Origin of the sequence: Clostridium ljungdahlii DSM 13528 (genome assembly GCF_000143685.1) — a bacterium.
GTDB lineage: Bacteria > Bacillota > Clostridia > Clostridiales > Clostridiaceae > Clostridium_B > Clostridium_B ljungdahlii.
Window position 1 is genome coordinate 2,357,951 of record NC_014328.1, and the last position, 17,721, is coordinate 2,375,671.

A 17,721-nucleotide genomic window follows, 5' to 3' on the forward strand; every position below is an offset into this window, starting at 1 on the left:
CAAACTAAAATATGCCTTAGATTGCTTTGCACAAATTTTTACCAGACTTTATATTTTCTATAAGTTTAGGTACAATTTCATATATGTCTCCTACAATACCTATGTTTGCTACATTAAATATAGGAGCTTTCGGATCTTTGTTTATTGCAACAATTAGATCTGAATTGTTCATTCCTGCTACAAACTGTATAGCACCAGATATACCACAAGTTATTATAAGTTTTGGTTTAACTGTTCTTCCACTAAGACCAATCTGTCTCTTTGCATCTAACCATCCTGATTCTATAAGAGGTCTTGTGCAAGCAACTTGTCCTCCAACTAAATTAGCAAGTTCTTTTATAAGTTCCATATCCTTCTCGGATTTAATTCCTCTTCCTGCCGCAACTATTACATCAGCTTCAGATATTTCCTCTTCAATTTTCTTCTTGATTATTTTTAATACTTCTATATCTGATTTAAGTTTATTTTTATCCATAGATTGTACAGTTATTTTACCCGATATTTTTTCTGACCTATCAGGTGCATTCATAACCTTGTATCTAACAGTGGCAAGTTGTGGTCTGTTATTTGGGTTCAATATTTGAGCCATTATATTTCCTCCAAATGCAGGTCTTATTTGAACCAGATCTGTATTTTCCTTCATGTCAAGTACAGTACAGTCAGCTGTAAGTCCAGTTCTAAATCTAGCTGCTATTCTAGGTGCCAGTGACCTTCCAACTGTAGTTGCACCAACTAAAAATGTCGAAGGTTTTACTTTGTTTATAAAATCTTCAAGAGCTGCAGTATAAGGCTCTATTCTAAAATCTTTAAGCTCATTATAATCATATACAAATACTTCATCTACACCATAATGCAGCAATTCTTCTGCTTTGTCTTTTATATTGCATCCAACAAAAACTGCATAAACAGGATGTTTTATTTTAGCTGCAAGCTCCCTTGATTTTCCAATAAGTTCATAGGTTACAGGGTGTATATTTCCTTCTACATGATCTACATATACAGCTATTCCCTTCCACAAACTTTTATCTATTTGCTTAATTTCATCTTCTATAAATTCAACTACCCCACAAGGTCCTTTTTTCACACACATCTTGCACATTTTACAAGCAGCACTTATTTCCAATTTTCCATCCTTATTTTCCATTGCTCCAAATGGACATATTCCAATCAATTCTTCTATAATTGAAGGAGTAAGCTTATTTTCATTTATTATTAATTTACCCATATCAATTCCTCCTTGAAACTTTAATCTATCAATGAATCTTACTTAGTGGAAAAAGCAGATATCCCAAATCTTTGATTTGGTGATAGTCGCTTTCTCTTTAGAGTTTTGTTTCTCCCACTAAGTTTAGCTGAATTATCTAGGGGCGTAGATACTGTTAGCTCCCTCTTTGATAAAAGTGGGAGTGTTACAGTAGGTAGCCATCAGATAAATTTAAGTTCTTTAAGCTTTTTTGAAAGTCTATCTGCAAGTTCAATTCCATTTCCCTTCCACATTTCTTTATCATTATTCACTTCTGGTGGGAATATTCTTTCTACCTGGGTTGCAGATCCATTTAATCCATATTTATTTTCATCCTTATCTTCAAAATCCTTGTACCCAAATACTTTTACTTCTCTATCTTTGGTTTCAAGTTTCTTTTTATAAGATGGAAGTCTAGGCTGAAATATATCTTTTTCCACTGTTAAAAGACAAGGATATTTTATTTCAGCTACTTCAACTGTATTTGGCATATCCATTTTCACTACCATGGACTTTTCTTCAACCTTTTCTATACTAAGTGCATTAGCTATATGTGGTATTTGCAAGTATTCAGCCATTTCAGGTCCAACTTGTGCAGTATCTCCATCTGTAGTCTGCTTTCCACATAATATTAAATCTATATGTCCCATTTTTTTTATTCCCTGAGCAATAGTATAAGAAGTTGCAAGTACATCAGCTCCTGCAAATTTTCTGTCTGAAAGCAGCACACCTTCATCTGCACCCATCATATAAGCTTCTTTTATAACGTCAGCAGCCTGGGGAGGTCCCATACTTATAACTTTTACTGTTCCTCCTTTTTCTTCTTTGATCCTAAGTGCAGTTTCAAGTGCATACAGATCATAAGGATTCATTTTGGAATCTATACCTTCTCTTTTTAAAACACCAGTTACAGGATCAACTTCAACTTTAGAAGTTCCTGGTACCTGTTTTATACATACTAATATATCCATTTAAGTTACCTCCAAAATTTTTATATGAATTTATAAATTAACTTACAATAACTGAAACTCCATCAGGAATAACTGCTACCTTAGCATCTTTTCCCATAATGTCATATGCCCTAGTTAAAGCTTCAGAAATAGTTAAAGCGTGCTGCATATGAATATTTTTTATAATTTCAGGATCACACATATCTGTGACCATTATTACAGTATGTGTACTTAGTATTCTTGCAAGTATTTGAGATTCCCATTGGTCTGGTACTGTTTCTCCTCTAGGCACTTTAGAAACTTTCTCTAAAAACTCCTTTGGAGAATTTACATTTGCCAAATTATTATAGAATCCTTCACCGCCATGACCATCATCACATGCAGCTACCATTATTATTACACCGCCTTCTTTGCAAGTAGCTTCAGCTGCAGTCATGCCTTTAACTGACTGATATATATTTTGATCCAGTGGATATCCTCCATTTGTCGAAATGGCAATATCAGCTTGGACTTTGTCAACTTTAGATAAGTCCATCACAAATTTACATCCCTCTTCATGGGCAATCCTGCTGTCTCCTGCAAAAGCATTTATTATTTTCTTATCTTCATCTATAACTACATTTACTATAAATGCAAGCTTCGCTTTTTTTGCAGCATATAACATGTCCCTGTGTATAGGATTATTGTTAAGCTTACCTGTCCTTGCATAAGGGCTTGCTATGAATTCAGAACAATGGTTTGCCATTATGGTCTTTGCAGAAGCTATCCCAGGCAAAATGCTCTTTCTTCCTCCTGAAAATCCTGCAAAAAAGTGAGATTCTATAAAACCTTCTGCTATTAAAAGTTCAGTTTCAGCAGCAATTTTGTTTATTATGAGATCTCCACCAGAAGGAAGTGTTCCAATTTTAACAAGGCTCTCTTCGTCTCTAGAATCATGTATTATTATATTTTCATTTTCAACTATATCTTTCCCAAATTTATCTATAAGTTCTTCTTTAGTAGTAGCCCTGTGAAATCCTGTTGCTATTAAAATTTTTATATCAATATCTGGATTTACCCTTCTTATTCTTTTTAAAAGTATTGGTGTTATTATTTTACTTGGTACAGGTCTTGTATGGTCGCTGGTTATTATAACCATATCTTTTTTACCCTTTACTAAATCCTCCAATTTAGGTGAAGCAATGGGATTATCAAATGCCCTTTCAACTATTTCAGCTTCCCCAAATTGAGGTTTGTAATCTTCTGCCCTTGACCTTAAAACTCCAACTAAATTTTTATCATCAATTTGAATTTCAATTGTCTTTTTACTATAAGGTAAACATACTTTAGACATAATCAAATTCTCCTTTCGTAAGTATTCATTTAATTAAATCCAAATATAGGTCCTGCAAAGTAAGCAATAATTCCTAAAACAATTACATAAACTATGCAAAACTTTAACGTTGAATTTAGTATCTTTCCTTCTTGCCCTACAAGTCCAGTAGCCGCTGTTGCAACTGCTATACTTTGAGGTGAAATCATCTTTCCTGCTGTTGCTCCTCCAGTATTAGCCGCTGCAAGCCAGTACGGATTTAATCCAAGCGATTTAGCAACTTCAACCTGAAGTCCTCCAAAGAGTACATTAGCTGAAGTATCACTTCCAGTTACAAAAGTTCCAAGCGCACCAATTATAGGAGCAATAAGTGGATAAAATCTCCCAGTTGCAGCTACTAAAACAACCGATATAGACTTTATCATCCCGCTGTAGCCCATTATTTTTGCAAGAGCTACTATGGCAATTATAGTAATAGCTGACTTGTACATCTGTTTAAAGGTACTTCCCAGAACTCCAACTATTTCTGTAATCTTAGCACCCTGAATAAGTCCACCAATAAATGTGGCGATTATAATTAAAGTTCCTGGATTTGACAGCCAGTTAAATGTATAAGGTGCCCCTCCTTTTCCCGAATAAATAAGTACTGAAGTTTTTACGGAAGACAACGCCTTATTTATTGGTGGGAACAGTGCACTACTTAATATTACAAATAAAAATACCAGTATAAAAGGCATCCATGCAAGTATTCCTTCTTTTGTGGAAACCTTTTCTGCTTGCTTATCAGCAGTATCTTTATAAAATATTTTAGCTACGGCAATTGTAACTATCATACAGCAAACAGATCCAAGTATAGCTGGAAGCTCAGCTCCAAGATATTTTGCAGCGAGAAGCTGCGGAACTGCGAAAGAAATTCCTGATGCAAGGGAAATTCCCCAAAATCCCTTTATGGCTTTCACACTTTTTCCTGTAAGCATTACAAGCACAACTGGAACAATCACAATTAGAATTACAAGCTGCAGTCCTACTGCATAACTTAACTGAGTTACACTAATATTTGCAACTTTTGCAAGAGTTGTTACCGGAATTCCTATTGCGCCAAAAGCAGTAGGTGTTGTATTTGCAATAAGACATATAATAGCTGCAAACACAGGATCAAATCCAAGTCCAGCAAGTATACTTGCTGGTATAGCAACAGCAGTTCCAAATCCTGCTATGGCCTCCATAAATCCACCAAAAGCCCAAGCCAATATAAGAACTAATATTCTTTTATCTGTAGTAATACCTGTCATCATCTTTTTTATTACATCCATGCTTTTAGTGTAAACTGTAATATTATAGGTGAAAACAGCAGCTATAATGACAATCATAATAGGCCATATTGCAAGAGCTATACCTTCAAGTGCCGCTGTAATTGCATTAAAAATTGGCATTTTCCATACAATTATAGCTAAAATCATAGTAACAACTAATGTGAAAGGGCATGTCTTTTGTCCCGGTATTTTTAGAGCCCCAAGCGATACCATTAGCCAAACAATTGGTATGAGTGCAATAAGAAAAAGTAAATAATTGTTCATTTTAATCCCCCTTGAAAAAGCCTTATTGGTATTATGGTAATACCACTTTTGACATTATATTAGCATAATCATTTCAATTTTTCTACAATTGTTATATTGTTAACATTACTTATAATAAATTGAATTAATTAAATTATGTTGTAGTCGTAACGTTTTCATGAAAATTAGGGTACAGATAAAAATTTTTATCTGTACCCTAATTTTCATATTATAGTGTATTAGCCGTTAACTTATTAACGTTAATAAGTTAACTATTTTATTTAAGCAAAAGGCTTTTTTTACATTCATCAGATCACTACATATTATTTCTAATATACTTATCTGTAAAATCTAAATGTTTTTTCATTTCTTCTGAAGCCATTGCAGCATCATGATTTTTAATAGCTTCACATATTTTAATATGCTGTGCTGCAAGTACTGATAGATTTCCTTCATCTACCAATATCTTACTTCTAGCCTCTTTTAAAAAGGAATCCATTAAAAAAGACATTGAATTTAAAATATTTTTTATCAAAAAATTTTCAGTAACTTGGGCAATTTGATAGTGAAATTGTTTATCAAGTTCTACATTATCTTTCTCATCTTTAGAGGTCTTGAAAGCATTTGCTAATTTCTCCAGATTACTTAGCTGCTCGCCATTTATTTTTTCTGCAGCTATAGCTGCTGTCTTCACTTCTATAATCTTTCTAACTTCCATTATTTCTTCAGGTTTCCCACCTTGGAGCATAAATATTATGGACAATGGTTCAAACAAACTATCCTCAAAGCTTTGCTTTATAAAATTTCCTTCTCCCTGCCTGCTGTCTATGAGTCCTATAACTTGAAGTGCCCTTAAAGCCTCCCTTATAGAAGTCCTACTAACTTTAAAGTTATCAACTAACTCTCTTTCAGAAGGAAGTTTGTCTCCCCTTTTTAAAGTACCATCCATAATCATATTTTCAATTTGCACTATTACATGTTCATATACCTTTGTACTCTTTATAGGTGTAAACATCAAATGAGCCACCTCAATTCATTTTATCTTATATTTGCATAAGTCTTCTATATATTTTGAGCAGAGCCTACAAAAACATCATTCCACTTTGTATATATATCAAATAAGCTTACCACATCCTGCTCATTATACAATAATATTTTTTGTTTTTTCATTTCAGGCATTCTCTTTATATATTCATCATCTTTTGCTATTTTACTAAAAGTTTTAGCCAAATTTGAACCACTTATTACTTCGTTTTCCCTATTTATTCCAAATTCTTTTTCCAGTGCTTTTAGTCCTATGGATTTATGCATTTCTTTTTCATATTCTTTTTGCAAATCTATACTTATAAAATAATCTTTTATATTAAATTCTATACCATATTTCTCAAAAAGGTAGTTTATTACTGTAAAATCATTGTTGCCCGAAAAAGTCACTATATATTTTTTTCCCATTTCAATCATAGTTTCAAAGTAACTTCTTGCTAAATCAAGTATATCTCTTACATCTTTGCTGTTTTCTATCATATACTGAGTTACTTTTAGAATTTGATTTTTGTAATCATAAAAGCAGCATCCAAATACTCCTATACATATTGGTTTCTTATATATATAATGTTCTAAATCAAAAAATACAGAATCTTTAAAAACACAGTTATTGTTTTCTACTTTTAGTGAGCTTTCTGTCATAGGCATTTCAACACCAACATCATTAAGTCTTTCTATCACTTTATCACTCTTCTCCAATTCATTTTAAAACATAAACAATTTATATATCATTTATGCACTTTGTTTCTAGTTTGTATATCATATCTTTTCTTTCTACTATTACTTTTGCCTTTTCGCTTAAAACACTATTATCTTTTATTTTTTTCAAAAGTTCCCGGGTTGGATTTACACAGACAGGATTTCCAACCATATTGAGCATTGCAAAATCTCCTGAAGTATCCCCATATGCATAACTTTTTGCTAAATCTATACCATATTTTTCAACTAATAATTCTATGGCTTTTTTCTTGCTAGCACTATCCCACATAGGAACAACTTCTCCCGTATAAATATCCCTACTATCTATAATATACACAGCTCCTACATAATCGTCAAATCCATATCTAACAGCCATTTCCCTTACAAGCTCCACTGGACTTCCAGATACAGTTATAACCTTGTGTCCCTGCTCCTTATGCCATTTTATCATATCCCTAGTATAAGAATACACCCTATGGCCCTTTTGTGAGACTACATTTTTGGCTATAAATTCTATTTGAGATCTGTGAAGACCTTTTATAGCTTCAATATATATACCAGCAATCTTTAAAAGATAATTATCATAATTTCCCTCTCTTTTATCCCACTTTTCATATTCTGGTTTAACTTCCTTATACCATCTTTCTCCAGGTATTACTTCATATTTTACCAATTTTTTAAATACCTCTGTTATAAGACCCTCTCTATATAAAGTACCATCAATATCAAAAAAAGCTGCTATACTCATACTCCTTATTCTCCTTAACTATTATTTGAAAAAACATAAATATATCTTATTATTTTAACATACATACTTATAATATCAATATTCGAAAAAAAATAATCGGTTGACAGTATATTTCTAATATGATATTATAATATTAGAAATGATAATGATTTTCATTATATTTAACAAATTGGGAGGTGGCTTTATATGAGTATTTGCGATTTAAAATTAGGTGAAATTGGAATGATAAAAAGTATAAGTGGTAATGAAAAATTAGTTAAAAGACTTCTTGCTCTTGGATGCATAGAAGGGACTGAAGTATTATTAAAAAATTGTGCTCCTTTAGGGGATCCTATAGTTATAAACTTAAGGGGTTTCAATTTAGCTATACGTAAGAAAGATGCACAAAATATATCAGTAAATGTCCCTGCATAAAATTATTAATAATGAAGTTATAGACGGGAGGAGTATTATGATCGTAGCAGCTTTACTTGGCAACCCAAACGTAGGTAAAACTTCTTTATTTAATCATCTAACTGGTTCAAATCAATATGTTGGAAACTGGGCTGGAGTAACCGTTGAAAAAAAGGAAGGTTACGTAGATAATTTTATAAAAATTGTAGATTTGCCCGGAATATATGCCATGGATACATATTCTAATGAAGAAAAAGTATCCAAAGAATTTTTACTTACAGGAAATCCAAGCGTAATAATAAATATTGTAGATTCATCAAATCTAAATAGGAATCTATATCTTACAACTCAATTGAAACAATTTAATAAACCTATTATATTAGTTTTGAATATGATGGATGCAGCAGAATCTAAAGGATTAAAAATAGATTTTTCAGCACTTTCTAAAGAACTAGGAGTAACAGTGGTTCCAATTGTAGCAGCTAAAGGAAAAGGTATAGACAACCTTCTTGAAATTCTTAAAAGTGGTAACTTTTTAAAGGAAACAGATAATAGCAAATTTATCTTTGAAAATGAAAAAGCAGCCTATTCCTATATAAATAATATTTTAAACAAATGTGTTAAGGAAACAAAAAAAAATATTACTTCAACTACTGAAAAAATAGATAAGGTAGTTTTAAATAGATTTTTAGCTTATCCAATATTTTTAATATGCTTAATATTGATTTTCAAATTTACTTTTAGCTGGGTAGGTCAACCTACTGCAGATATTTTTGACAATTTTTTAGAAAGCTTCTTAAAACCGGATTTAAAGATGCTCTTAGCAGGAACAAGTAACTGGTTTAGTTCTCTTTTAGTAGATGGCATTCTATCTGGTGTAGGATCTGTAGTTGTATTTTTCCCCGTTATATTCTGTTTATTTTTAGGAGTATCTTTTCTAGAAGACAGTGGGTACATGGCAAGAGGGGCTTTTATAATGGACAAACTTATGAGAAAAATGGGATTATCTGGGAAAGCTTTTATACCACTTATAGTAGGTTTTGGTTGTTCCGTGCCTGCAATTATGACTTCTAGAACACTCGAAAGTGAAAAAGATAGAAAATTAACAGCATTACTTATACCTTTAATGTCATGTAACGCTAGGTTACCTATATATGCACTATTTGCATCAGCTTTTTTCACTAAAAATAAAACTACTGTAGTATTTTCTTTGTACATTCTTGGAATCTTTATAGCCTTTTTAATTGGCCTCATTTTTAAAAATACCTTATTTAAAAAAGACGAAGAACCTTTTATAATAGAACTTCCTGAATACAATATTCCTGAATTAAAAAGTTTGTTATTTCACACTTGGGAAAAAGCTAAGGGATTCTTAAAAAAAGCAGGTACCATAATATTTTCCATGTCGGTTTTAATCTGGTTTTTGTCTAACTTCAATTTATCTGGTATGGTATCCATGGATAAAAGTATTCTATCTTCTATCGGTAAATTAATAAGTCCTATATTTTCACCAATGGGATTTGGCACCTGGCAAAGTTCAGTATCACTTATCACAGGTATCACTGCAAAAGAAATTGTATTAAGTACTATGAGTATTGTATATGGTGGAAATTTAGTCACCTCTCTTCAAAGTCAATTTTCCCCTATTTCCGCTTATGCATTCTTAGTTTTTGTATTGCTATATACCCCTTGCATATCTGCAATAGCAACCATGAAAAAGGAATATGGAAGCAAAATCGCGGTATTTTCCGTAACATACCAACTTTTACTAGCATGGATATCTTCTTTTACTGTATTTAATATAGCTTCACTGATATTTAAGTAATGGAGGCGTTTTAATTGTTAGAAATTATAGTAACAACAATTATTGCAGTAACAGCTTTATATATACTTTATAAAAATATTAAAAATAAAGCCAAAGGTAAATGTGATTGTGGCTCATGTGCTGGTTCAAAATGTCCCTATCATACAAAAGGTTGTAATAATATAAAAAAGTTCTGATATAAATATCAGAACTTTTTTATAACATAATCCATTATATCTTCAATAGATATAATTCCCTTAACCGTATTTTCATCATCAATTACAGGAATAGATACTATGTTCTTTTCCCTCAGCCTTTTTGCAACAGCTAAAATATCTTCATCACTTTTAGCTGTAACTACATCCTTTGCCATAACCCAGTCAACAGGACATGTATCATAATGTCCTTCTTCCATTAAGAACCTATATATATCCGCTTTTACTATCATACCTGTTAGTTTACCGTTTTCATCAACTACGGGTGCTCCATTTATATTATGGTCATACATTACATCTAGAGCCTTATGGAGACTATCTTCTCTCTTCAATTTTACAATATCAGAATGCATTATCTCTCCTATCATACCATTATCCCTCCTTATTTTAATTATACAATTCTTTTTCGATATAAAGTACAAATACTTTAAAAATTTAATTTTATATTAAAAGTATTAGTAACTATTATTTATTATATTTACTAATTCATCACAATCACTTTCACCTTTTAGGAGATGGTCTATGACGTGAGAAGCAGCTCTTTTAGATACTTTTTCTAATTGAATATCTAGTCGTATATTATTCTTTTTCAAAAGTATTTTTAAATATTTTAACTGTTTCTCTGTAATACAATCTTCCCTTACAAGCAAATTATTATTTTTAATTTTGCAAGCAAATTCATGTATTTTGGGTAAATTTAAAACATCTTCATAATTATGCAGCATTATAGTTTTCTTTATATTTTCATTTTTACTTTCTAGAAATTCTTTATACAGATCTACACTAATTCCACCATCTATTTTATCTTTTCGATCTATTCCCAAGTGTTTTTCTACAGTCTTTAAGTTACATCTTTCCATTCCAAGTTGTTTATAGTAGGGTCTTATAAGCCTGTACAAATCTATGTGATGTCCAGGAGCTTCAAAACACATATTGCTTTGATGAGCCCTCTCCTTTATAAAAGGCTCATCAAATGCTATTCCATTATAGGAACACCAACTGCTATATTTTTTTACATCTAATCCAAAATTATATATAACTTCTCTTTCGTCTTCTAAAACATCCGAAAAATACTGTTTCATTTCAAAGTCATACCTGCTTAAGAATCTCCCAAAAGATATAAGTATTATGTTGTCATGTTCCCTGTCAAATCCTGTTGTTTCTATATCAAAATATGCCACATCATTCATATTACAACTTGAAAATGTATCTTCTGAAATATTTATACGCTGTTTATACTCTTTGATTTCCATAACCTAGTTACTAAGTAACTTCCCCATCTCCATTCTGCTGTAGAGTTGAATTCAAAATACAAATACTATTTTTACATCTTTTCTACTACATCTATTCCAAGTAAATTCAAGCCATTTTTTATTACCTGGCAGGAAGCCTTTACAAGCTGAATTCTAGCTGCCTTCACACCTTCATCTTCAGCATTTATAATGCTGTGTGCATTATAAAACTTATTAAAGGCTTTAGCTGCATCTATTACATATCTAGTTACTATAAATGGCTCCAACTTATTTATAGCACTTAATACTGCCTTATTAAAACCATGAAGTATTTTTATAAGTTCAAATTCCTCTTTACTACTTAATTTGCTGTAATCTACATTTTCACTTATACCAGCAGGAGCTTTCCTTAATATACTTTTTCCTCTAGCATAGCTATATTGTACATAAGGACCAGTTTCTCCTTCAAAGCTTAGCATTTCATTCCAGTCAAATACTATATCCCTTTCTCTGTTGTTTTTTAAATAAGTAAATATAACGGCACCTACACCTATCTTCTTTGCAACTTCTTCCTTATTTTCAAGTTCAGGATTTTTTTCATTTATTATTTCAAGAGTTCTCTCTATAGCTCTGTTCAACAAATCCTCTAAGAATATTACGTCTCCCTTTCTCGTAGAAAGTTTTTTATCTGCAAACCTTACAAGACCAAAACCTACATGTACACATGAATCAACCCAATCTTTTCCCATTAATTTGAGAGTTGCAAATATCTGTCTAAAGTAAAGTGATTGATCAAGTCCCACTACATATATGCATTTATCAAAATCATAGGTTTTCTTTCTATATATAGCTGCAGTCAAATCACGGGTTGCATATATAGTGGCTCCGTCCGATTTTTTTACAATGCAAGGAGGTAAATTATAATCATCAAGCATTACAACTTTTGCTCCATTGCTATCAACTAAAATACCTGTCTTGTCTATTTCATCTACTACAGCATCCATTTTATCTGAATAAAAACTTTCTCCTGCATAAGAATCAAATTCTACATTTAAAAGATCATATATCTTTTTAAATTCTCTAAGGCTTAAATCTTTAAATTTTTTCCAGAGAGCAACTTCTTCCTCGCATCCATCTTCTAATTTTTTAAAATACATTCTACCTTCTTCATCGAGTGAAGGATCTTTTTCAGCTTCTTCATGAAATTTAACATATATTCTTAAAAGCTCTTTTATTGGATCTTTATGTAGGGAATCTTCATCACACCATCTTTTATAAGCAGATATGAGCTTTCCAAATTGAGTGCCCCAATCCCCCAGATGATTTATTCTGGTGCAGTTATACCCTTGAGAACTTATTATTTTATACAATGCATTTCCAACAGATGTACTAAAAAGGTGTCCTACGTGAAATGGCTTTGCAATGTTAGGTGACGAAAACTCTACAACTACATTTTTTCCTTTACCTAGCTCAGACTTACCATAATTCTCTCCTTCTTTTAATACCTTCTCTAAGGTATCTTTTGTAAAAGCCGCTTTATCTACAAAAAAGTTTAAATAAGGTCCTAGATTTTCAATTTTTTCAAAATATTCTTTGTCTAATTTACTTTTCAATTCTTCTGCAATCATATTTGGAGCTTTTCTTAACGTCTTTGCCAATTGAAAACATGGAAAGGCATAATCCCCCATCTCAGGCTTTGGAGGTATCTCTATCAAACCTTTTATAAAATCCAATTCTAAATCTACATTTTCTTTAATTCTTTCTGCTATTATTTCTTTATAATCCATAACTTTATGTTAAATAAATTTATATTTATTTAACAATATTCAACTCCTCTCCTGTTTACATTCTATTATTTTTCATATCCAGTTGCATGATTTTTATGCCAATTCCAGGCCGTCCCAATAATGTTCTCCAGAGAATTATACTTTGGCTTCCATCCAAGTTCATCCTGGGCTTTTTTAGAAGAAGCCACAAGCACTGCTGGATCTCCTTGTCTCCTAGGTGCAATTTCAGCCTCTATTTTTTCTCCAGTTACCTTTCTTGAAACTTCAATTACTTCTTTTACAGAAAATCCTTTTCCATTACCTAAATTATAAATCTTACTTTCATTTTCTTTCATAATTTTATTTAGTGCTAAAAGATGAGCATTAGCTAAATCAGTTACATGAACGTAATCTCTAACACAGGTACCGTCTTCTGTATTGTAATCATCCCCAAATATGAATATTTTATCTCTCTTTTTTAAGGCTACTTGAAGTATTATTGGAATTAAATGAGTTTCAGGTCTGTGATCTTCTCCTATAGTCCCATTTACATGTGCTCCAGCTGCATTAAAATATCTTAGTGCAGCATACTTTATGCCATATGCCCTATCACTCCACTTCAAAATCTTCTCCACTGTAAGTTTCGATTCTCCATAGGGATTAGTAGGATATGTAACTGCATTTTCTAAAATTGGTATACTTTTTGGTTCCCCATAAGTAGCTGCAGTTGATGAAAATACAACATACTTTACATTATGCTTTCTCATTGCTTTAAGCAAATTTAAAGTTCCACCTACATTATTATCAAAGTATTTAAGAGGTTCATCTACACTTTCCCCTACAAGAGAATAAGCAGCAAAATCTATTACAGCTTCAATTTGATTTTCTTCAAATACTCTGTCAAGTATATTATCATCTCTTAAATCTCCCTCATATACCTTTCCACCTAAAATTGCAGATCTATGTCCTTTTTCAAAATTATCTAATACGATAACTTCTTTCTTATTTTCCAATAACTCTGCAATCATATGACTGCCTATGTATCCGGCCCCACCGCAAACTAAAATTGCCATTATAAAACCTCCAATATAAATTATACCTTTATCTGATGACTACCTACTGTAACACTCCCACTTCTATCAAAGTGGGAGCTAACAGTAGCTACGCCCCTAGATAATTCATCTAAACTTAGTGGGAGAAATAAACTCCCACTAAGTAAGATTCATTGATAGTTATTTAAATACTATATTTTATATTTTATATCTATTTCATCCTATTTGTCTACTATAGTTGTAATTATGCTCTATATAATGTTATAAAGAGCATAACCTAATTAAAAAACGGTATGCTCTTTATAATACATCTTCAAAAAAATAACCAATCAGTATGCTAGACTATTTTTTTTAAATACCTAATTTAATTCATTTTAATTGCCCTTCCAGGCAAAATATCTTTTTTAATTTTACCATACTCAGCTACTACATGTCCATTAACTATTACATAATGAACTCCATTTGGATAAGCATCTGGTCTTCCTTTTCCCAAAAAGTCAGATTTATCTTCAATAGTATCTATATCAAATATTACTAAATCCCCATCACATCCTGCAGACAACCTTCCCTTATTTTTGAGGCCAAGTATATTTGCCGGTATCAAAGTACATTTTTTTATAGCATCAATAAGAGAAAGATACTTTTTCTCCCTTACCATCTTTTTAAAGAAGCGTGGAAATGTACCACAATTTTGAGGATGACCTTCTCCTATGTCTCCTGTAGGAGAAGGACCTGTATCTGAAGACAGTACTACATAATCTCTTAATAGTGCTTCATAAATCTCTTCTTCTACTCCAGTGTAACAAATTATAACTGCATCCTCATCATTTTGTCTCATTTTGTCATACAATTTTTTTGTAAGACACTTGCCTTTAAGTTTTCCTGAAGCTATATATAGATCACTGAATTTCCATCCAAATTTTTTAATATGATCTTCATCAAAAACACTGGTGGTTATACCTGTTGCAAAAGAAGTATACATTCCGCTGTCTGCCCATATATTTACTCCATTTTTTCTTGCCTTATCTAAAATACCAAGTGCCTCTGTCATGACTCCTTCTCCATATTGATATACTAAATGGGATACCTGAACTAGTGCACCTGTAATTTCTGAGATCTTAACAGCTTCTTTAAGAGATTCTAAATCATCAGGAGCCTTAAGCCTTGTGTGAATAGAAATTAACTTTTTATACTGTGAAGCAAGCTTGCTTAAGGCTATAACCTCTTCAAAGGAAGACCCTGGAGCATATTCAAGCCCAAAGGATAACCCCACAGCTCCATTTGCAAATTCTTTTTCCAAAAGTTTTTTCATTTCCCCTATTTGAGTTTTTGTCGCATTTATATAGGGATTATCAATTCCAACTTTATATCTTAAACTAAAGGAATGGCCTATAAATTGAAGTTGATTTATTGGAAAGCCATTTTTATTTTGTGTTTCAAAAAACTTGTTCAAATTTGTAGGACCACCACCACAATTTCCACCTACTGTTGTAGTAATTCCTTGAACTAAAGACAATTCTCCATAGCTCATATTTCCGTCAATATGGGCATGAATATCTATAAAACCGGGGCATACTATACAACTTTTAGCATCAATTTCCTTTCTGCCTCTTATATTTTCACTAGTAATTGAAGCTATCTTACCATTTTCAACCGCTAGATTACCATGGAATATTTTTTGATTTTCTGGATCTGCTATTTGAGCATTTTTTATAACTAAATCATAGATATTCATAAACCTGCCTCCCCCATAAAGTTTCATTTAAAATCTATATTTAAGTTTTCAATGCTATTGTTGTTTGAATTCGGACCATATTAAATCATAGGTCTTTGCAGCATTGCCTACATCTCTAAATCTTTCAGCCCTATTTAATTCTGAATCTGGAATAAATACTGCCTTGTCGTTTAAATAACTACTCGACATAAATTTCTTGGCAGCTTTATTTGTATTTACATATTGATTAATTGTCGTAGCTTCATTGCTTATTTTACCATCCAGCATAAAGTTTATGAACTTTTCAGCATTTTCTTTGTGAGGTGCTTTTACTGGTATAATAAAATTATCTTCTTCTGCATTCATGCCCTCTTCTGGATATACTATTTTAAACTTAGAATTTGTTTTAACTGCAGTAGATGCTTGAGAACCATACATAAATCCTACTGTTGCATCTCCATTAATAAGACTATTATGAGGTGTATCTGCATTAAGTACTTTTACATTTGGCTTTAATTTTTTAAGTTCTTCCTTAGCCTGAGCTAATTTCTTAGAATCCGTCTCATTCATGGAATATCCTAATTTTTTAAGAGTCATGCCTATTACTATTCTAGGATCATCTACAAGTACAAGAGAATTCTTAAGTGTAGAATTCCATAAATCTTTATATCCCTTTATCGGAATTTTAACTTTTTCTGAATTATATACTATTATCTGACTTCCTAATGTATAAGGAATAGAATATTTGTTGCCTTTATCATAAAGTTGATTTAAAAATCGAGGATCTACATTTTTATAATTTGGTATCTTTGACTTGTCTATGGGCTGCATTAAAATATTTTTTTGTTTTCCCATAACTTCAATAATATAATCACTGCATATTACTACATCATATTCAGCTCCCTTTGCTGCCTGAAGTTTTGTAAGCATTTCCTCGTTAGTTGAAAAGTTACTGTAATTTACCTTTATACCTGTTTTATTCTGAAATTCCTTTATTACAGAATCGGGTACATAATTAGCCCAGGTAAACACATTTACTACTTTTTCATCATTTCCAGAAGCCTGTTTTTGACTTCCGCAACCAGACAAAGTAGCAATCGTACATGCAACTATTACTGATAAGCTCAATAGTTTTAGTAATTTCTTTTTCATTCAATATTCCCCCCTCATTATATTAAAATTAATATTCATACAAATTTAAACCTATACTTTTTTTATTCCTATTAGTTTAATAATTTGTACAGAAGCTAAAATTACAAATGTGACTAAAAGCATAAGGGTACAAAGGGCATTTATCTCTGGAGATAACCCAAATTTAAGCATAGAAAATATCTTTATTGGAAGAGTTGTGCTTTCCGCTCCCGATACAAAAAAATTTATAATTACATCATCAAAAGAAAGAACAAATGCAATCATTGCCCCTGAAAATATGCCCGGTAATATGAGTGGAAGTGTAATACTGGTAAAAACCTTAAGCCTATTTGCTCCAAGGTCCATAGCTGCATCCTCCATTGACAAATCGAATCCTGCAAGTCTTGATCTAACTACTATAAACACAAAAGGAATACTAAAGGTTGCATGTGCTAGAACTAAGGTACCTATACCAAGGGTTAGCCCAATTTGTGAAAAATACACAAGCAATGCAATTCCCATAATAATTTCAGGTATAACAATAGTTATATTTAATAATCCTTCCACTACACTTTTTCCCTTAAATTTATACTTATACAATCCTACAGCCCCTATTGTACCTATTATTGAAGAAACTATCGTACTTATAACTGCTATGGTCAAACTATTTTTAAATGCAACTATAACATTTGAATCATCAAACAACTGCTTATACCAGTTAATAGTAGTTCCATTCCATGCTGCCCCTGTTTTTGCACTGTTAAAAGAATAAACTACAACCACAGCTATAGGTAAGTATAAAAAAATGAATACAAGCACTATATACAGGACAGAAGTTCTCTTAAGAATTTTATTTATCATG

At 31.7% G+C, this 17,721-nt stretch carries 17 protein-coding genes; 3 read left to right on the top strand and 14 right to left on the bottom strand.

Going from position 1 to position 17,721, the window contains the following annotated elements; all coding sequences use genetic code 11:
* Positions 1-16: 16 nt before the first annotated feature.
* The 7 genes from CLJU_RS10595 to CLJU_RS10625 form a co-directional block, all read right to left on the bottom strand.
* Positions 17-1,225, bottom strand: a complete 1,209-nt coding sequence (locus CLJU_RS10595; protein ID WP_013238808.1) for an electron transfer flavoprotein subunit alpha/FixB family protein — start codon at positions 1,223-1,225, stop codon at positions 17-19.
* Positions 1,226-1,425: 200 nt separating this feature from the next.
* Positions 1,426-2,214, bottom strand: coding sequence for an electron transfer flavoprotein subunit beta/FixA family protein (locus tag CLJU_RS10600; RefSeq protein ID WP_013238809.1), 789 nt, complete (start codon positions 2,212-2,214; stop codon positions 1,426-1,428).
* A gap of 37 nt (positions 2,215-2,251) precedes the next feature.
* Positions 2,252-3,526, bottom strand: coding sequence for a nickel-dependent lactate racemase (gene larA / locus CLJU_RS10605; RefSeq protein ID WP_013238810.1), 1,275 nt, complete (start codon positions 3,524-3,526; stop codon positions 2,252-2,254).
* A 29-nt stretch (positions 3,527-3,555) separates the two neighbouring features.
* A complete protein-coding gene (locus tag CLJU_RS10610; RefSeq protein ID WP_013238811.1) occupies positions 3,556-5,082 on the bottom strand; it encodes an L-lactate permease in 1,527 nt (508 codons plus the stop codon).
* A 295-nt stretch (positions 5,083-5,377) separates the two neighbouring features.
* Positions 5,378-6,076 carry a FadR/GntR family transcriptional regulator gene (locus tag CLJU_RS10615; protein ID WP_023161730.1) on the bottom strand — a complete coding sequence of 233 codons (699 nt, stop codon included), beginning with the start codon at positions 6,074-6,076 and terminating at the stop codon, positions 5,378-5,380.
* 47 nt (positions 6,077-6,123) lie between these two features.
* The gene (locus tag CLJU_RS10620; protein ID WP_029702392.1) at positions 6,124-6,753 is read right to left on the bottom strand and encodes a ribonuclease H-like domain-containing protein; all 630 of its coding nucleotides are present in this window, start codon (positions 6,751-6,753) and stop codon (positions 6,124-6,126) included.
* A gap of 73 nt (positions 6,754-6,826) precedes the next feature.
* The gene (locus CLJU_RS10625) at positions 6,827-7,552 is read right to left on the bottom strand and encodes an HAD-IB family hydrolase (protein WP_013238814.1); all 726 of its coding nucleotides are present in this window, start codon (positions 7,550-7,552) and stop codon (positions 6,827-6,829) included.
* Between the two features lie 186 nt (positions 7,553-7,738).
* On the opposite strand from CLJU_RS10625, the gene CLJU_RS10630 reads away from it, so the two are divergent.
* The 3 genes from CLJU_RS10630 to CLJU_RS21635 are packed head-to-tail and all read left to right on the top strand — an operon-like array spanning position 7,739 to position 9,946.
* On the top strand, positions 7,739-7,966 hold the full coding sequence (locus CLJU_RS10630; RefSeq protein ID WP_013238815.1) for a FeoA family protein: 228 nt from the start codon (positions 7,739-7,741) through the stop codon (positions 7,964-7,966).
* A gap of 37 nt (positions 7,967-8,003) precedes the next feature.
* The gene (gene feoB / locus CLJU_RS10635; RefSeq protein ID WP_013238816.1) at positions 8,004-9,770 is read left to right on the top strand and encodes a ferrous iron transport protein B; all 1,767 of its coding nucleotides are present in this window, start codon (positions 8,004-8,006) and stop codon (positions 9,768-9,770) included.
* Between the two features lie 14 nt (positions 9,771-9,784).
* Positions 9,785-9,946 carry a FeoB-associated Cys-rich membrane protein gene (locus tag CLJU_RS21635; protein WP_013238817.1) on the top strand — a complete coding sequence of 54 codons (162 nt, stop codon included), beginning with the start codon at positions 9,785-9,787 and terminating at the stop codon, positions 9,944-9,946.
* An 8-nt stretch (positions 9,947-9,954) separates the two neighbouring features.
* Here CLJU_RS21635 and CLJU_RS10640 read toward each other — a convergent pair whose 3' ends face one another.
* The 7 genes from CLJU_RS10640 to CLJU_RS10670 form a co-directional block, all read right to left on the bottom strand.
* Positions 9,955-10,332, bottom strand: coding sequence for a CBS domain-containing protein (locus CLJU_RS10640; protein ID WP_013238818.1), 378 nt, complete (start codon positions 10,330-10,332; stop codon positions 9,955-9,957).
* Positions 10,333-10,419: 87 nt separating this feature from the next.
* Positions 10,420-11,217: a ribonuclease H-like domain-containing protein gene (locus CLJU_RS10645; protein ID WP_013238819.1), complete on the bottom strand. Its 798-nt coding sequence runs from the start codon at positions 11,215-11,217 to the stop codon at positions 10,420-10,422.
* 71 nt (positions 11,218-11,288) lie between these two features.
* A complete protein-coding gene (gene argS / locus CLJU_RS10650) occupies positions 11,289-12,983 on the bottom strand; it encodes an arginine--tRNA ligase (RefSeq protein WP_013238820.1) in 1,695 nt (564 codons plus the stop codon).
* 65 nt (positions 12,984-13,048) lie between these two features.
* Positions 13,049-14,035 (bottom strand): UDP-glucose 4-epimerase GalE, encoded by a 987-nt coding sequence (galE, locus tag CLJU_RS10655; RefSeq protein ID WP_013238821.1) that lies wholly within the window; start codon positions 14,033-14,035, stop codon positions 13,049-13,051.
* Between the two features lie 343 nt (positions 14,036-14,378).
* Entirely contained in the window at positions 14,379-15,749 is a 1,371-nt protein-coding gene (locus tag CLJU_RS10660) for an N-acyl-D-amino-acid deacylase family protein (RefSeq protein WP_013238822.1), read from the bottom strand.
* Between the two features lie 54 nt (positions 15,750-15,803).
* Entirely contained in the window at positions 15,804-16,880 is a 1,077-nt protein-coding gene (locus CLJU_RS10665) for a polyamine ABC transporter substrate-binding protein (protein WP_013238823.1), read from the bottom strand.
* Positions 16,881-16,931: 51 nt separating this feature from the next.
* Positions 16,932-17,720: an ABC transporter permease gene (locus CLJU_RS10670; RefSeq protein ID WP_013238824.1), complete on the bottom strand. Its 789-nt coding sequence runs from the start codon at positions 17,718-17,720 to the stop codon at positions 16,932-16,934.
* Position 17,721 lies beyond the last annotated feature (1 nt).

What these genes read in the sequence shown, in the direction of transcription:
- CLJU_RS10615 (WP_023161730.1), bottom strand. Translation starts at nt 6,076, where the DNA reads ATGTTTACACCTATAAAGAGTACAAAGGTATATGAACATGTAATAGTG.
- CLJU_RS10620 (WP_029702392.1), bottom strand. Translation starts at nt 6,753, where the DNA reads ATGCCTATGACAGAAAGCTCACTAAAAGTAGAAAACAATAACTGTGTT.
- argS (WP_013238820.1), bottom strand. Translation starts at nt 12,983, where the DNA reads ATGGATTATAAAGAAATAATAGCAGAAAGAATTAAAGAAAATGTAGAT.
- CLJU_RS10595 (WP_013238808.1), bottom strand. Translation starts at nt 1,225, where the DNA reads ATGGGTAAATTAATAATAAATGAAAATAAGCTTACTCCTTCAATTATA.
- CLJU_RS10610 (WP_013238811.1), bottom strand. Translation starts at nt 5,082, where the DNA reads ATGAACAATTATTTACTTTTTCTTATTGCACTCATACCAATTGTTTGG.
- CLJU_RS10665 (WP_013238823.1), bottom strand. Translation starts at nt 16,880, where the DNA reads ATGAAAAAGAAATTACTAAAACTATTGAGCTTATCAGTAATAGTTGCA.
- CLJU_RS10630 (WP_013238815.1), top strand. Translation starts at nt 7,739, where the DNA reads ATGAGTATTTGCGATTTAAAATTAGGTGAAATTGGAATGATAAAAAGT.
- CLJU_RS10640 (WP_013238818.1), bottom strand. Translation starts at nt 10,332, where the DNA reads ATGATAGGAGAGATAATGCATTCTGATATTGTAAAATTGAAGAGAGAA.
- CLJU_RS10660 (WP_013238822.1), bottom strand. Translation starts at nt 15,749, where the DNA reads ATGAATATCTATGATTTAGTTATAAAAAATGCTCAAATAGCAGATCCA.
- CLJU_RS10600 (WP_013238809.1), bottom strand. Translation starts at nt 2,214, where the DNA reads ATGGATATATTAGTATGTATAAAACAGGTACCAGGAACTTCTAAAGTT.
- CLJU_RS10670 (WP_013238824.1), bottom strand. Translation starts at nt 17,720, where the DNA reads ATGATAAATAAAATTCTTAAGAGAACTTCTGTCCTGTATATAGTGCTT.
- larA (WP_013238810.1), bottom strand. Translation starts at nt 3,526, where the DNA reads ATGTCTAAAGTATGTTTACCTTATAGTAAAAAGACAATTGAAATTCAA.
- CLJU_RS10645 (WP_013238819.1), bottom strand. Translation starts at nt 11,217, where the DNA reads ATGGAAATCAAAGAGTATAAACAGCGTATAAATATTTCAGAAGATACA.
- feoB (WP_013238816.1), top strand. Translation starts at nt 8,004, where the DNA reads ATGATCGTAGCAGCTTTACTTGGCAACCCAAACGTAGGTAAAACTTCT.
- galE (WP_013238821.1), bottom strand. Translation starts at nt 14,035, where the DNA reads ATGGCAATTTTAGTTTGCGGTGGGGCCGGATACATAGGCAGTCATATG.
- CLJU_RS10625 (WP_013238814.1), bottom strand. Translation starts at nt 7,552, where the DNA reads ATGAGTATAGCAGCTTTTTTTGATATTGATGGTACTTTATATAGAGAG.